Source organism: Mesocryomonas lacus (assembly GCF_055730135.2).
Genome location: NZ_JBUZWE020000001.1, coordinates 574,880 through 590,386, shown reverse-complemented (window position 1 = coordinate 590,386; position 15,507 = coordinate 574,880). Strand labels below are relative to the sequence as shown.

Genomic DNA, 15,507 nt, shown 5'->3' with positions numbered 1-15,507 from the left:
GACACGGATGGCGGTCTTGACCCTCGAGGATGTCGATCGGCAGGAGGCAAGCCTCGGCTTTTCCGCCTTTGACGCCGATCTCGCCTGGAAGGTTGGCTGCTGGATCCGGGAGCAGGCGGCCGAACGGCACCTGAAGATCGCGGTCGAGATCAGCATCGCCGAGCACGTGCTGTTTGCCGCCGCCTTGCCCGGTGCGACGCCGGACAACGCCTTCTGGATCCGCCGCAAGCGCAACACGGTGATGCGTTTTCGCCGCTCCTCGCTCGCCATGCGTCTGCTGTGGGAGCTCAAGGGCAAGTCGCTGGCCGAGCGCTATGGCTTGGCCGATAGCGACTATGCCGCCAGCGGCGGCGGCGTGCCGATCATCCTTACCGGCACCGGTTGCATCGGCGCCGCTGTGGTCAGCGGCTTGCCGGACGTCGAGGACCACGCACTGGTGGTGCAGGCGCTACAGGCGTTTCAGCCCTAGCGTCCAGCTGCCGGACGAAGGCTTGGTCGCCGACCTTCATCCGGCGTCGGATACCGCGTCGTCTCGCCATGACGTTCCGCCGGCACGGGGGTTGTGACCTCTCGGTGCCGGCTCTATGCAGGAAGCCTCCTACCCGTCCGCCGCGCCGCCCCGTGGTCAAGGAAACGCCGTTGTCCGATCCCGCCGCGATCGCCAGTTCCCCGCGCCGCGTGCGGCAGAGCAACGAGGTCGCCGCCCTGCAGGCGCTACACCAGTTCGGCCATCTCAGCCGGGCGGAGCTCGCGCGCAAGCTGAAGCTCAACCGCTCGTCGGCCGGCCACATCATCGCCGGGCTGACGGCGAGCGGACTGGTGCGCGAGGTGGCGCAGGCGGCCGTCGAGCGGCCAAGCTATGCCCGGGCAGGCCGGCCGGGCATTTTGTTGCAGCTGGTGCCGGAGGCGATGTTTTTCCTCGGCATCGAGATCGGCGTCGAGCACATCAGCATCGTCGAGCTGGATCTGGCGGCAAAGATCGTCTCCTCCAGCGTCGAGCCGCTGGACGGCCCCTCGATCGGTATCGAGGCGGCCGTGGCAAAAGCCGTGCAGCAGGCCAAGAGGATGATCCCTGCAGATCGCTGGGGACGTTGCGAGGGTGTCGGCCTGTCGGTGCCCGGGCAGATGGACAAGAACGGCCTCGTCCGCATCGCGCCGCTGCTCGGCTGGCGCAACCTCTATCCCGCTGAATTTCTGGAGAAGGCTTTGCCCGTCCCGGTCGCCGTCATGGCCGAGAACGACGCCAACGCCTTCGCCATCGGCGCCACCTATGGCCGTGCGGCGCCGGAATCCGGCGTCACGCTGTTCCTGGTGCTGGAGAGCGGCGTCGGCGGCGGCATCATCGTCGACGGCGTGCTGCTGCGCGGCGCCCATGGGCTGGCGGGCGAGATCGGCCATCTGAAGGTGCTCGACGGCGAGCCCGGCCGTACGCTGGAGCAGGCGATCGGCCTCGAAACCCTGATCGCCGCCTACCGCGAGTCGCGCACGGCCGCCTTGCCCGGCTTCGAGAAGCTGGTCGCCGATGTCCGCGACCGGGTGCCCCGCGCCATCGCCATCGCCGAGGAGTGGGCCAAGGCGCTGGCCTTCGGCCTGGTGCAGGCCTGCCGCATCATCGACCCCGACAGGATCGTGCTGGGCGGCTCGGTCGCTGCGCTCTACCCGCTCGTCGCCAAGCGCGTCGCCGCCTACATGCAGCAGGCGCAGGAAGGCAGCTTCCCCAGCCCCGAGATCAGCGTCAACCAGGAGGCGGCCTTCGGGGGCGCTTACGGCGCGGCCTGCATGATGCACCAGCGCTTTCTGTCGGTGGAGGCCGCCCGTTACGTCGAGGACGCCACACAAAGCGAAGAGGCTGAGTAGGCCACCGCGGGGGTGCCACTCGCGAAATGGCGAGAGTGAGACCAGCTTTCGGTCCTGAATTTGGTCGTCCCCATGGAATATGTTGCACGCCAAAACAAAGCTGTTTATCCCTGGCTGAAAAGCGCCCCTGCGCGCGCCGTGACCCTCGTCAGGGCAGCGCTCAGCCCCCGACGCCGTCGCGGGCAGCAGAGAATGGCCGAAAAGGGAGGACCGTCATGAAGGACGCCTGGTACGGAAGCACGGCCTTTCATGGCTAGCGCTGCGGCCCGCCCCTCCGCGCTGGCGCCGGACGCGCTCGGGCCGACGGTGGTGATCGGTGAGATCCTGGTCGAGATCATGGCGGTCGAGCCCGGTCTCGGCTTCCTTGAGCCCATGCAGCTGGTCGGCCCTTATCCCAGCGGTGCGCCGGCGATCTTCATCGACCAGTGCGCCAAGATCGGTGGCCAGGCCGGCATCGTCGCGAGCGTCGGCGACGATGACTTCGGCCGGCTTAACATCGCGCGGCTGAGTGCTGACGGCGCCGACGTCTCCGCCATCTCCGTCAGCCGGACACTGCCGACCGGCAGCGCCTTCGTGCGCTACCGCGGCGATGGCGCGCGGGATTTCGTCTACAACATCGGCACCTCGGCGGCGGCCGAGATCGGCCCGACCGAGGCGGCTCTGGCGCTGTTCGCGCGCGCCGGCCATCTGCACGTGATGGGCACCGCCTTCGCCATCCCCGGCGCCTGGGAATTGACCGGGCGTGCCATCGACACCATCAAGGCCCGCGGCGGCAGCGTGTCCTTCGACCCAAACCTGCGCAAGGAACTGCTTGGCCAGGGCCAGACGCAGATCCGTTTCCAGAAGCTCATTGACGTCGCCGACCTGCTCCTGCCGTCGGGCGATGAACTCTTCGTCGCCGCCGGGGTCGAGGGCGAGGCGCAGGCCGTCGCGGCGCTGTTCGCCCGCGGCATGGGCGAGATCGCGCTGAAGCGCGGCGAGCACGGCGCCACCGTCTTCGCCGCCGACGGCAGCCGCATCGACGCGAAAGCCTTTACTGTCGAGGAAGTCGACCCGACCGGCGCCGGCGACTGCTTCGGCGGGGCCTATGTCGCGTGCCGGCGGCTCGGCCTCCCGCCGGCCGAGGCGCTCGACTACGCCAATGCCGCCGGCGCCCGCAATGTCGGCGTGCGCGGGCCCATGGAGGGGGCGGGCTCGCGCGCCGAGCTCGACGATTTCATCGCCCGGACGGCCCGCGCCGGCTGAGCGAAGCTTAACCTGCGTTCCGGACAGCCGTCCGGGACGGACATCACCTGGGAGGGATCCATGTCACTCGGTCAATTTCGTCTCGATGGAAAGGTGGCCCTGATCACCGGCGGCAACCGCGGCATCGGCCTTGCCTGTGCCGAACTGTTCGGCGAGGCGGGCGCCAAGTCCGTGCTCACCGCCCGGCGCGACAATCCGGAAGCCGACGCGCTGATGAAGGCCAAGGGCTACGAATACGACTTCGTCTCCGCCGACGCGACCGCCGAGGATACGCCGGAGCGGCTGGTGAAGCACACGCTCGACAAATACGGGCGGATCGACATCCTCATCAACAATGCCGGCATCGCCCGGCACGGCGACACCACCGATTTTGACGATGCGCGGGTCGACGAGCTCGTTGCCACCAACGTCACCCAGGTTTTCCGCTTTTCGCGCGCGGTCCTGCCGACCATGCAGAGCCAGGGCGAAGGCGTGATCCTCAACGTCGGCTCGATGTCGGGCTTTGCCACCAACATGCCGCAGCGCCAGGTGATGTATAATGCGTCCAAGGCCGCCGTGCACATGATGACCAAGAGCCTCGCCAGCGAGTTCGCCGCCGAGGGCATCCGCGTCAACGCCGTCGCGCCGGGCTATATCGACACCGACATGTCGCGCGGCGGCTTCACCAATCCGGAATGGGATCCGGTCTGGCGCGGCCGCACGCCGATGGGCCGCTATGGCAGCGCCGAGGAAGTGGCCAACTGCGTGCTGTTCCTCGTCTCGCCGGCTTCGGCCTACGTCACCGGCTCGGTGCTGCTCGTCGACGGCGGCTACACCACGCGCTGACGCTGATCTGGCCGGGCGTCCGCCCGGGCGGTCCGGCCTCGATGATTTCGTTATGGGAGTAGCGACATGCAGATGAAACGTTTCAGGGTCGACGGCGAGGTCGCGGTGATCACCGGCGGCGGCCGGGGCATCGGCCTTGCCTGCGCCGAAGTGTTCGCCGAGGCCGGTGCGACACTGGTGCTGATCGAGCCGACGGAGGAGGCCGGGCGCGCCGGCGTGGCGGCTCTCGAGGCCAAGGGTTTCAAAGCCGAAGCCATCGTCGGTGACGTCACCTCGTCGGAGCGGATGACGGAGATTGCCGACATGCTGGCGGCACGCGGCACGCCGGCGACGATCCTCGTCAACAATGCCGGCATCGGCGAAAGCGGCATTGCCTCCGAGGACGTCACCGATGCCGGCTGGCTTCGGATGATGAACGTCAACGTCAACGGCGTGTTCTGGTGCTCGCGGGCCTTCGGCCGTCACATGATTGCCGCCAAGCGCGGGGCGATCGTCAACATCGGCTCGATGTCCGGCACGATCGCCAACCGGCCGCAGCCGCAGACGCCCTACAACGTCTCCAAGGCTGCCGTGCACCATCTGACGAAGTCGATGGGCGCCGAATGGGCGCACCATGGCGTTCGCGTCAACGCCGTGGCGCCGACCTATATCGAGACGCCGATGGTGCAGGCCAATCCGCTGAACGTCGACCGCATTCCCGGCTGGCTCGCCGACACGCCGATGGGCCGCATGGGCCAGCCCGATGAAGTCGCCTCGGCCGTGCTCTTCCTCGCCTCCGACGCCGCCAGCCTGATGACCGGGGCGATCGTTGCGGTGGATGGCGGCTTCACCTGCTGGTAGGCGGGCCCGTCGCGGTATCGCACAGGCTCCTTCCCGGCAGACCGTCGGATCGGGGCGTCAGATCACGACGCAGACCGCCTTGCTCGGTCTGGTCTAAGAGAACCTTTTGGTCGCCTTGCCCGGAGGGCTCAACCGCGCTGGCGCTGGCAAACGCCGGCGTCAGGGTGGTCGGCTTGAAGGCGCGGGTCGCAGGCACTGACGGCTCCTTGGGCCTCGCTGGCCATTGCGCGCGGACCCTCACCTGACTTCCTTCTGCTGTTTTTTCCCAGCCAACGACTATACGCTACCGCCTCTGAGGTTAGGCATGGCTCGAGCTTACCGACGCGCGTGACGAGCATGCCGGCATCTGTGGTCGCGGTAGCAGGAAGACGTGCGCATGGACCTGATGAACCTTCTGAAGTCCATCGAGGAACTGCTGTACGAAGTCGTCTCGTGGCTCCTCTTCTACCCGCTGACGTTCTGGAAATGCATCCGGCAGCCGATCCGGATGATGGAATATGCCGAGGGCGAGCTGAACGCCGATCCGAAAAACCGCTTTGCCGCCGCCCTCAGCCCGCCGATCTTCCTCTTCCTGACGCTGATCATCGCGCATCTCGTCGAGCTGCGTTTCGGCTTGCCCGAGCGCGCCTTGACCGGCGCCATGGCCGATCAGCGCAACCTTCTTCTTTTTCGGGCGGTCACCTTCAGCCTGTTTCCCCTCATGCTGGCGGTACAGCGCGTCCACCGGAACGGACAGATGCTGACACGGGAGACCTTGCGGCCGTCCTTCTACAGCCAGTGCTACATCGCCGCCCCCTTCGCGCTGTCCTTCGATCTTGCCATGACGAGCCTTCGCTACGCGACGACCAGCGCCTTCGTCGTGACGGCCCTGGCCTTCGGCACGGGTCTTGTCTGGTACGTCGCCGTCGAGGTCCGCTGGTTCGTGCTGCGGGCCGGGATGGGATGCTTTGCCGCCCTCGCCCGGGTGGTGGCGACCTTGTTCCTAGTGGCTGCGATCTTCATCGCCGTCGCCTTGGCCCTCGCCCCGATGGTCGTTTCGGCCTGACTCAGTTGCGCTGCAAAAACTAAATGACAGGCCCTCGTTAGCATCGGGTCTGGTGGCAATTGTTTCACCTCTATCTGGCAGCATCACCGCGCGTTCGGGAGCGTGCGGTGAGCAGCAAAGCAAGTGAGTTCGTGGGGAGCGGCTACAGCCGGCGGGTCGTGGGCACCTTGCTGGCGATGCTGGCGGCTGCCGGGATGGTCGGTACCGCGCTGGTCCTGATCAGCGCCCATCGGCAGAACCATGCCGCTATCGAGGCGTCGGTCAAGCTCGCCGAGACGGCGCTCGGCGTGAAGCACCGGGAAATTGCCCGCAACCTCAAGGACTATACCGAGCGCAAGGATTTCCGGGAGCGGTTCGCCAACTCCGACGACCTTGGCTGGGCGGCCGGCGACGGCAATCTCGGCGCCAACATCTTTGCCAGCCTCGGCTACGAGATGGCCTTCGTGCTGTCGGACGACGAGAAGACGCGCTACGCGGTGGTGGAAGGCCGTTCGGTGGCGCTGGATGCCATCGCGGCGATCCCCGCAGGCCTGCGCGAGCTGGTCGACCGCGCGCGCGACCGCAGCATGCCCGAGGTCGGGCTCCTACGCTCGGGCGACGACATTCTTCTGGTAGCCGCCGCGGCCATTCGCGCGGAGACCGCAGCTGCAATGCCCGGCGGCCCCGTCCTCGTTTTTTCGAAGAAGCTGAACGGACCGCTGCTGTCCCGGATCGGCAGCGACTACCTGCTGAACCGCTTCCGGCTCCGGCCGAACGAGGGCGCCGACCTCGGGGCGTCGCTGGCGCTGCACGCGCCGACGGGCGGGACCATCGGATACGTCACCTGGATACCGGAACGGCCGGGCGACCAGCTCATGGGGTTCGTACTCCCGCCGATGGGAGCCGCCTTCGCGGTGTTCTCGGTTCTGGCCGGACTGACCTATCGCTACTCCAGACGTGCCAACGACCGGCTGACATCTTCCGCTCGGACGATCGACGCCTATGCCGAAACCTTGCAGAAGAGCGAAGCGCGCTTTCGCGACGTGGCGGAAGCCTCGTCCGACTGGATCTGGGAATGCGACCGCGACCTGCGGCTGGTCTTCGTGTCCTTGCGTTTCGAGGAGGTAACGGGACTTTCCGAGCGGGCGGCGATCGGCATGCCGCTCGAGAGCTTCTTCCGAGTCGATAGTTCCGAGGCCGGCTGGCTGCGGCCGTCGCCTTCTTCGTCGGCCGGTCACCGCGTCCGGGATCTGCGCTACAGTTACGAGGACGGCGAGGGTCGGCCGCGGATCGGGCGCGTCTCGGCCCGCTCCATCATCGGCGACGATGGCGTGTGGATGGGCTATCGCGGCACGGCGACCGACATCACCCGAGAAGTCGAGGCACAGGCGCGCGCGGAGCATCTTGCGTTGCATGACACGCTGACCGGTCTGCCGAACCGCGCGCTGTTCCGCGAGCGCCTCGACCGGGCGATGGAAAGCCACAGGCTCGGGCAAACTCAGCTCGCCCTCCTCTGCCTCGACCTCGACCATTTCAAGGAGGTCAACGACACCCAGGGACACGCGGCCGGTGATAGCCTGCTGCAGCAGTTGGCGCTGCGGCTGCAGTCTTGCATCCACGCCAACGACACCGTCGCGCGGCTCGGCGGCGACGAGTTCGTCGTCGTCCAGCAAGGCTTTGCCCAGCCTCTCGACGCCATGGCGCTGTCGCGCCGGATCCAGGCTGCGTTGAAGGCGCCTTACGATATCGCGGGGCGCGAGCACCATCTGGGCGTCAGCATCGGCATCGCCATGCCCGAGGCCAGCGCTATGTCCAGCGACCTTCTCCTACGCAATGCCGACATTGCGCTTTACAGTGCCAAGGAAGCGGGTCGCGGCACGGCGCAGGTCTACGAGGCGCATATGGGCCTCGACCGCGATGCCCGCCGTGCGCTGGAGCAGGATTTCCGCAAGGCGCTCGAACTCGACCAGTTCGAGTTGCACTACCAGCCGCTGGTGGCGCTGGAGGACGAGCGCATTCTCGGAATGGAGGCGCTGGTGCGCTGGCGCCACCCGGCGCGCGGCCTCGTTCCGCCAAACGACTTCATCCCGCTGGCCGAGGAGACCGGGATGATCGTGCCGCTCGGCGAATGGGTGCTGCGCACGGCCTGCGCCCAGGCGACGGAATGGCCGGGCATTGTGATCGCGGTCAACCTGTCGCCGGTGCAATTCATTCAGCGCGACATCGTCGCCCTCGTCGCTCAAGTCCTGGAGGAGACCGGGCTGGCGCCCGCACAGCTCGAACTCGAGATCACCGAAGGCGTTCTGCTGCGCGACGGGGCGGGAGCGCGAGAAACGCTGAACCGGCTGAAGGCGCTCGGCGTCCGGATCGCCATGGACGATTTCGGCACCGGCTACTCCTCGCTCGGCTACCTCAACTCCTTCCCCTTCGACAAGATCAAGATCGACAAATCGTTCATCGCCGATCTGTCGGCGGAGAAGTCAAATGCGATCGTTCGGTCGGTGATCGGGCTCGGCCACAGCCTTAACATGGTCATCACGGCCGAGGGCGTCGAAACCGCTGAGCAGGCCGAGTTCCTGCGGCGCGAGGGCTGCCAGCAGGTGCAGGGCTTCTTCTTCGGCCGTCCCTTGCCAGCGCTGCAGAGCGCGTCCCTTGTCGAGGGCTCGGTCGCAGCGATCAAGGCCGCCTGATCTCAGGCCGCCTTGATCCGTGCCCGTTCAGAAGTTGGCGGGGTTGCCGGGCTGGATGACGCCGGTTCCGTCGACGATGCCGTTCTTGATCCAGGAGATTTCCTTCGACCGGTTGATCCGCGCGCTCCAGCACTGCGCAGGCGTCGTCGCATCATAGGTGAAGCAGAGCGTGTCGCCGACAACGCTCCAGCGCCCGTCATAATTCGACCCCCGCAGCGTCCCGTCCGGCAGATAGAACTCCCGGTAGGGACCGCCCGCCGCCATGTTGCCCTGCACGGTATTGCCGGAGATGATTTTAGCGACTTCCGCCCCGGAAAGGGCTCGGTCTTCCTGCGCCACTGCTGGGATCGCGGAGATGAAGAGGGAAAAAGCGAAGAGATGGGCTTTGCGCATTTCTGGGGCGTCCGGTCGTGAGCGGTAGAGGAACATCGGCAACCCGCCAAATCTCCGCGATAAACCTCAACGCGGCGTTTAAGGCACTTGCCCTCCGACGCTAGGCCTGCAGTAGAATCCATTGTCCTGCCAAAGCCACGCTGTGTTTTCTGACTAGTTGGTCCACTCGACACCGAGCCTTCCGGCATCGGCATCCGCCCACCTTCTCCTCAGCGCTTGAACCGAACGCCGCGGCCGCCTGTGTCGTCGAACAGGAGTTCGATGCCAGCGATGTCGAACGTCTCGACCAGCAGCTTCTCGGAGGCGCGCTGAAGGCAGTGCCGCTGCGCCTCGAAATCCTTGATCGTGCTGCGCGAGATGCCCGCGGCGAGCGCCAGGTTTTCCTGGCTCCAATTGAGCAGCCCGCGGGCGGCACGGCATTGCTCCGGGAAAATAAGCATACGGCTGGCCCTATTGAACCTTGATAATATCAACCATATTGGGTGAAATAGCAAAACACACGATTTGGGGATCATCGATGACATGACCGGGGGCGCCTTGCTCATCTGGATGATCGCACTGCCGTTCCTCGGCAGCCTCGCGATGCCGCTGCTGCCGTCGCGCCTGCGCGACCTTCATGCAGCGCTGGCGATCGCGACGACCCTCGGCGTACTGGTCCTCGCTATCGCCGCCTATCCCAGCGTTTCCGTCGGTGGTGTCGCGGTCTTCCGGCTCGAATGGCTCCCGACGCTCGGCGTCGATTTCAAGCTGCGGATGGACGGCTTCGCCTGGTTGTTCTCCGTTCTCGTCGGCGGGATCGGCCTGCTCGTCGCGATCTACGCCCGCTATTACATGTCGCCTGAGGATCCGGTGCACCGGTTCTACGCCTTCTTCCTGGCCTTCATGGGGGCGATGCTCGGAATCCTCCTGTCCGGCAACCTGATCCTCCTCGTTGTCTTCTGGGAACTGACGAGCATCTTCTCGTTCCTGCTGATCGGCTACTGGTATCACAATGTCGGTGCGCGCGATGGCGCGCGGATGGCGATGACGGTCACCGGCTTTGGCGGCCTCTGCCTGCTCGGCGGTGTTCTCCTCATCGGCCACATCGTCGGCAGCTATGATCTCGACGTGGTGCTGGCCTCGGGCAACCTCATCCGCTCGCACGAACTCTACCTGCCGACGCTGATCCTGGTGCTGCTCGGCGCCTTCACCAAGAGCGCGCAGTTTCCGTTCCAGTTCTGGCTGCCGAACGCCATGGCGGCACCGACGCCGGTGTCGGCCTTCCTGCACTCGGCGACCATGGTCAAGGCCGGCGTGTTCCTGATGGCGCGCTTCTGGCCGGTGCTGGCCGGGACCTATGAATGGTTCTGGATCGTCGGCTTCGCCGGCATGATGTCGATGGTGCTCGGCGCCTATTTCGCCATCTTCCAGCAGGACATCAAAGGCCTCCTCGCCTATTCGACAATCAGCCATCTCGGCCTGATCACGCTGTTGCTCAGCCTCGGCAGCCCGCTCGGCGCGGTCGCCGCGATCTTCCACATGATGAACCATGCGACCTTCAAGGCCTCCCTATTTATGGCCGCGGGAGTGATCGACCACGAGACGGGCACGCGCGACATGCGCCATCTCGGAGGTCTCTTCCGCTTCATGCCGGTGACCGCGACGCTGGCCATGGTCGCGAGTGCCTCGATGGCGGGCGTGCCCCTGTTGAACGGCTTCCTGTCGAAGGAGATGTTCTTCGCCGAGGCGATCGAAACGCATGCCAACTCGCTGCTCGACACCGCAGCCCCCTATGCCGCCGTTCTCGCGAGCGCCTTTGCGGTCACGTATTCGCTGCGCTTCATTCACAGTGTGTTTTTCGGTCCGCTCTCCTCTGACCTGCCGACCGTCCCGCACGAGCCGCCGATGCTGATGCGGTTTCCGATCGGCCTTCTCGTCCTCGTCTGCCTCGTCGTCGGCATTATCCCGGGCGTGACGATCGGGCCCTTTCTCGACGTCGCCGTGCGGTCCGTCCTGCGCGAGGCGACGCCGGAATACAGCCTCTCGGTCTGGCATGGCATCAATGTGCCGCTGCTGATGAGCATCTTCGCGCTTGCCGCCGGCATGCTGCTGTACGTCTGGCTCAAATCCTATCTCGCGCATTGCGAGGAAGGCCCTCCCTATTTCCGGCGCCTGAAGGGCCAGCGCATCTTTGAGCGCATTCTCGTGACGGTCTCCTGGCGCTTTGCCCGTTTCATCGAGCAGCGGCTGGGGACCCGCAGGCTGCAGACGCAGCTTCGCTGGCTCGTCGTCATCGCCTTCCTCGCCGCCCTGGCGACGCTGGAAGCCAGCGGCTTCAGCTGGCCGACGCTGCGGCTCGCCGGAATGGATCCGGCCTATGCCGGGCTGTGCGCCGTCGGCGTCGTCTGCGCCATCGGGGCGGCCTACCAGGCGAAGTTCCACCGGCTTTTCGCCCTGATGCTGATGGGCGGGGCGGGCCTCGTGACCTGCATCAGCTTAGTCTGGTTCTCGGCACCCGACCTTGCGGTCACGCAGCTGCTGGTCGAGGTGGTGACGACGGTCCTGATCCTGCTCGGCATGCGCTGGCTACCGAAACGCTCGGAGGCGATCGCTTCGACGACGCAGCGTGTGATCGCGAGCCTCCGGCGTTTCGACCTTGCCATCGCCCTCGCCTGCGGCTTCGGCATCGCCGTTCTCGCCTATACCGTCATGGCGAGCCCGGTGCCTGCGAGCCTTGGCGACTACTTCCTTGAGCGCGCCTACTCCGAGGGCGGCGGGCGCAACGTCGTCAACGTCATTCTGGTCGACTTCCGCGGCTTCGACACCGTCGGCGAGATAACGGTGCTGGCGATTGTGGCGATCACCATCTTCGCGCTGCTGCGGCGTTTCCGGCCGGCACCCGACAGCATCGAGGCGCCTGCCCAGCAGATCGAGCAGAACGCTTTCGATGCGGCCCGCTCCGATAGAAGCGTCGGCGATACGCTGACCGACTACATGCTGGTGCCATCGGTCATCATGCAGTGGCTGTTCCCGGTCATCATGCTGTTTGCGGCCTACCTTTTCATCCGGGGCCACGACCTGCCCGGCGGCGGCTTTGCGGCCGGCATCGCGATGGCCTGCGGCTTCCTGCTGCAGTACATGGCCTTGGGCACACGGGCGGTGGAAGACCGGCTTCGGGTGCTGCCGGTGCGCTGGATGGGAGCGGGCCTCCTGCTGGCCGTCATCGTCGGTTGCGGCTCCTGGGTGTTCGGCTATCCGTTCCTCACCTCGCATTCGCAGTATCTCCACGTGCCGATCATTGGCGACGTGCCGATGGCGACCGCGCTGTTCTTCGATCTCGGCGTGTTCTCGCTGGTGATGGGCGCGACGGTCCTGATGTTGATCGCTCTGGCGCATCAGTCGACGCGCAGCCTGCGCGCCAGCCGCCTGGCGGCAGCGGAAAGGGAGGACGGCTGATGGAGTTCCTGCTTGCCATCCTCATCGGCGCCTTCGTCGGATCCGGCGTCTGGCTGATCCTGCGGCCCCGCACCTTTCAGGTGGTGATCGGCCTGTCGCTGATCGGCTACGGCGTTAATCTCTTCATCTTCGGCATGGGACGACTGCGCGTGAACGCGCCGCCGATCCTCGCCGATACCGCCGCCATCAACCCGGCTGACTTCGCCGACCCGGTGCCGCAGGCGCTGGTCCTCACGGCCATCGTCATCGGATTTGCGACGACGGCGCTCCTGCTCGTGGTGCTGCTGGTCTCGCGCGGTCTGACCGGCAGCGACCACGTCGACGGAAAGGATCCCGGATGATCCGCAACCACCTGATGATCGTCCCCATCCTGCTGCCGATGGTTGCCGGCGCTTTCCTGCTGCTGCTGGACGAGCGGCGCCACGGTATGAAGGCCGCCATCGGCCTTGTCTCCACGCTCGCGCTTGCCGTCGTCGCGGTGATGCTCGTTGGCATCGCCGATACCGGCGGCGCACCGGATGGCCGGACGCTGACCAATGCCTATCTCCTCGGCAACTGGCCGGCGCCTTTCGGCATCGTGCTCGTCCTCGACCGCCTGTCCGCCTTGATGGTGCTGCTGGCGAGCGTTCTTGCGGTGGCCGCTCTCCTCTATGCGCTCGCCCGGTGGGACCGGAGCGGCCCGCATTTCCACAGCCTGTTCCAGTTCCTGCTGATGGGACTGAATGGCGCCTTCCTGACCGGCGACCTGTTCAATCTCTTCGTCTTCTTCGAGGTGATGCTGGCCGCTTCCTACGGGCTGATGCTTCACGGCATCGGCGTCCCCCGGGTGCGGGCGGGCTTGCACTACATCGTCGTCAACCTCGTCGCCTCGCTGTTCTTCCTGATCGGCGTCAGCATGATCTACGGCACCACCGGGACGCTCAACATGGCCGATCTCGCGCGCCAGGTGCCGCTGCTCGGCGGACAGGAGCGAGCGCTGCTGCAGACCGGCGCCGCCATCCTCGGAATGGCGTTCCTGGCGAAGGCCGCCATGTGGCCGCTGAGTTTCTGGCTGCCGACCGCCTATTCGGCGGCCGCAGCGCCGGTCGCGGCAATCTTCGCCATCCTCAGCAAGGTCGGTGCCTACGCCTTACTGCGCCTCTCGCTGCTGGTCTTCGGCGCCGAGGCCGGCGGCTCCGCCGGTTTCGGCAGCACGTTCCTCGTCATCGGCGGCATCGCGACGATCGCCTTCGGCGCTGCCGGCGTGCTCGCCTCCCAAGCGCTCGGCCGACTGGCCAGCTACAGCATCCTCGTCTCCTCCGGAACCGTTCTCGCCGCCATCGGCATGCGGGATGTCGGGGTCACCTCGGGCGCCCTCTTCTACATGGTGAGTTCGACGCTGACGATCGGCGCCTTCTTCCTGCTCATCGAACTTGTGGAACGCATCCAGGACCCGGCGGCCTCGGTCTTGGCGGTGACGCTCGAGGCCTATGGCGAGACCGACGACGAGACTGAGCAGGCGGAGGAGGTCGGCACGTTGATTCCGGGAACGCTGGCGGTGCTCGGCATCTCGTTCGCCGTCTGCGGCCTGCTGCTGGCAGGCCTTCCGCCCTTGTCCGGCTTCGTTGCGAAATTCGCGATGTTGGCCGCGCTCATTCCCGCGGGCAATTCGAGCGCGCCTGCTGCGATGTCCAACGCCGCGCTGGTGCTGGCGGCGATGCTGATCCTCTCCGGCCTCGCTTCGATGATCGCGATGATGCGCGCGGGCATCCGCACTTTCTGGGCGCCGATCGCCGGGACGGTACCGGCGGTCCGGCTGCTGGAGATCGCCCCCATCGGCTTCCTCCTCGCCATCGGTGTGGCGATGACCGTGTTCGGCGGCCCGATCCTGCGCTTCACCGATGCGGCGGCGGCGGCGCTCCACGCGCCCGCCGGCTATATCTCCGACGTTTTATCCGCCCCGCGGGTTCCACCGGCTGCGGAGGCGCACCCATGAGCCGCGTCCTCCCCTACCCGCTGCTGACGCTGTCCCTTCTCCTGATGTGGCTGTTGCTCAGCGGCTTCTCTGCCGGACAGTTTCTGCTGGGGACGGTGATCGCCGTGATCACCTCGCTTCTGGTCGTGCCGCTGCAGCCGGAGAAGGCGAAAATTCGCCGCTGGTCGGCGATCCCGAAGCTCGTCGGCACCGTCAGCCTCGACGTCGTCCGCTCGAACTTCGCGGTCGCCCATCTGATCGTCGTCCCATCGCGGGGGGCCCAAAAGTCCGGTTTCGTCGATATTCCGCTGACGCTGCGCCATCCGACAGCGCTGGCGATCCTCGCCTGCATCCTCACCTGCACGCCGGGAACCGCCTGGCTCGAATACCGCTCGTCGAACGGCCATCTCCTCCTGCACGTTCTCGACCTCGTCGACGAACAGGACTGGATCGACCTGATCAAGAAGCGCTACGAGCCCCTGCTGCTGGAGCTGTTCGAATGACCGAGACTGCCCTCCTGGCCGCGATCACCGTGGCGCAGCTTCTTCTGTTCCTGGCGATCGCCTGCTGCACCGCGCGGATGATGCTGGGGCCGCGGGCGCAGGACCGGGTGATGGCGCTCGACGCGCTCTATGTCAGCACCATGCTGCTCGTCGTCACTTTCGGCGTGCGGACCGGATCGGTGATCTACTTCGAGGCGGCATTGGTGATCGGGCTGCTCGGCTTCGTCTCGACGGCGGCGCTTGCCAAATTCCTCATGCGCGGCGAGGTCATCGAATGAACCATCTCGCAAACCTCCCCGTCTGGGCGGCACTGGTTGTCGGGATCCTGATCGTCGTGGGGGCCGCCGTCACGTTGCTCGGAACGATCGGGCTCCTGAGGTTCGGCAGCTTCTACGAGCGCATCCACGCACCGACGCTTGGCAATACCGGCGGCGCCCTCTGCATCCTCATCGCCTCGGCGATCTGCTTCAGCGTTCTCGGCACCAAGCCCGTGCTGCACGAGGTGCTGCTCGCCGTGTTCCTCGTGGTCACCACGCCAATCAGCCTGATGCTCCTCGGACGCGCCGCGCTCTACCGCGACAGGACCGAGGAGGTCGATGGCGTGCCCCGGTCGACCGAGCGGGTGGATGACGCCCCCTCGCCCGAGCCTCAGCGCTGAACACGGGAGCAACGCGACAGAACAAGGAAAGTGAGGCGGCGCTTCGCAACGCACCGCATCGGCGCGGGATAGCGGCGGGACCG

The 15,507-nt window shown here is 66.3% G+C and carries 15 protein-coding genes; 13 read left to right on the top strand and 2 right to left on the bottom strand.

Annotated elements, in window-relative coordinates:
- Positions 1–7: 7 nt before the first annotated feature.
- From ACZLZY_RS02815 to ACZLZY_RS02785, 7 genes are all read left to right on the top strand, one after another.
- Complete coding sequence (locus ACZLZY_RS02815; protein ID WP_472931906.1) at positions 8–469, top strand: heme-degrading domain-containing protein; 462 nt, start codon at positions 8–10, stop codon at positions 467–469.
- Between the two features lie 170 nt (positions 470–639).
- Positions 640–1,857: an ROK family transcriptional regulator gene (locus ACZLZY_RS02810; protein ID WP_472931905.1), complete on the top strand. Its 1,218-nt coding sequence runs from the start codon at positions 640–642 to the stop codon at positions 1,855–1,857.
- A gap of 249 nt (positions 1,858–2,106) precedes the next feature.
- Positions 2,107–3,102 (top strand): tagatose kinase, encoded by a 996-nt coding sequence (locus tag ACZLZY_RS02805; RefSeq protein WP_472931904.1) that lies wholly within the window; start codon positions 2,107–2,109, stop codon positions 3,100–3,102.
- Between the two features lie 60 nt (positions 3,103–3,162).
- Positions 3,163–3,927 carry an SDR family NAD(P)-dependent oxidoreductase gene (locus ACZLZY_RS02800; protein WP_472931903.1) on the top strand — a complete coding sequence of 255 codons (765 nt, stop codon included), beginning with the start codon at positions 3,163–3,165 and terminating at the stop codon, positions 3,925–3,927.
- Positions 3,928–3,993: 66 nt separating this feature from the next.
- Positions 3,994–4,767, top strand: a complete 774-nt coding sequence (locus tag ACZLZY_RS02795) for an SDR family NAD(P)-dependent oxidoreductase (RefSeq protein WP_472931902.1) — start codon at positions 3,994–3,996, stop codon at positions 4,765–4,767.
- 376 nt (positions 4,768–5,143) lie between these two features.
- The gene (locus ACZLZY_RS02790; protein ID WP_472931901.1) at positions 5,144–5,812 is read left to right on the top strand and encodes a permease; all 669 of its coding nucleotides are present in this window, start codon (positions 5,144–5,146) and stop codon (positions 5,810–5,812) included.
- Between the two features lie 107 nt (positions 5,813–5,919).
- The gene (locus ACZLZY_RS02785; RefSeq protein ID WP_472931900.1) at positions 5,920–8,481 is read left to right on the top strand and encodes a bifunctional diguanylate cyclase/phosphodiesterase; all 2,562 of its coding nucleotides are present in this window, start codon (positions 5,920–5,922) and stop codon (positions 8,479–8,481) included.
- A gap of 27 nt (positions 8,482–8,508) precedes the next feature.
- On the opposite strand, the gene ACZLZY_RS02780 is transcribed toward ACZLZY_RS02785, so the two are convergent.
- Positions 8,509–8,874 (bottom strand): hypothetical protein, encoded by a 366-nt coding sequence (locus ACZLZY_RS02780; protein WP_472931899.1) that lies wholly within the window; start codon positions 8,872–8,874, stop codon positions 8,509–8,511.
- 209 nt (positions 8,875–9,083) lie between these two features.
- Positions 9,084–9,314 (bottom strand): helix-turn-helix domain-containing protein, encoded by a 231-nt coding sequence (locus ACZLZY_RS02775; protein WP_472931898.1) that lies wholly within the window; start codon positions 9,312–9,314, stop codon positions 9,084–9,086.
- A gap of 82 nt (positions 9,315–9,396) precedes the next feature.
- On the opposite strand from ACZLZY_RS02775, the gene ACZLZY_RS02770 reads away from it, so the two are divergent.
- From ACZLZY_RS02770 to mnhG, 6 genes are read left to right on the top strand one after another with little or no spacing between them, the layout of a single operon-like run.
- The gene (locus ACZLZY_RS02770) at positions 9,397–12,309 is read left to right on the top strand and encodes a monovalent cation/H+ antiporter subunit A (protein WP_472931897.1); all 2,913 of its coding nucleotides are present in this window, start codon (positions 9,397–9,399) and stop codon (positions 12,307–12,309) included.
- Positions 12,309–12,650 (top strand): Na+/H+ antiporter subunit C, encoded by a 342-nt coding sequence (locus tag ACZLZY_RS02765; RefSeq protein ID WP_472931896.1) that lies wholly within the window; start codon positions 12,309–12,311, stop codon positions 12,648–12,650. The genes ACZLZY_RS02770 and ACZLZY_RS02765 overlap by 1 nt, the downstream gene beginning before the upstream one ends.
- On the top strand, positions 12,647–14,284 hold the full coding sequence (locus ACZLZY_RS02760) for a monovalent cation/H+ antiporter subunit D (RefSeq protein WP_472931895.1): 1,638 nt from the start codon (positions 12,647–12,649) through the stop codon (positions 14,282–14,284). The genes ACZLZY_RS02765 and ACZLZY_RS02760 overlap by 4 nt, the downstream gene beginning before the upstream one ends.
- Entirely contained in the window at positions 14,281–14,766 is a 486-nt protein-coding gene (locus tag ACZLZY_RS02755) for a Na+/H+ antiporter subunit E (RefSeq protein WP_472931894.1), read from the top strand. The genes ACZLZY_RS02760 and ACZLZY_RS02755 overlap by 4 nt, the downstream gene beginning before the upstream one ends.
- A complete protein-coding gene (locus ACZLZY_RS02750) occupies positions 14,763–15,044 on the top strand; it encodes a K+/H+ antiporter subunit F (protein WP_472931893.1) in 282 nt (93 codons plus the stop codon). Before ACZLZY_RS02755 ends, ACZLZY_RS02750 begins: the two co-directional genes overlap by 4 nt.
- Positions 15,041–15,424 (top strand): monovalent cation/H(+) antiporter subunit G, encoded by a 384-nt coding sequence (gene mnhG, locus ACZLZY_RS02745; RefSeq protein ID WP_472931892.1) that lies wholly within the window; start codon positions 15,041–15,043, stop codon positions 15,422–15,424. The genes ACZLZY_RS02750 and mnhG overlap by 4 nt, the downstream gene beginning before the upstream one ends.
- The last annotated feature ends 83 nt before the right edge of the window (positions 15,425–15,507 follow it).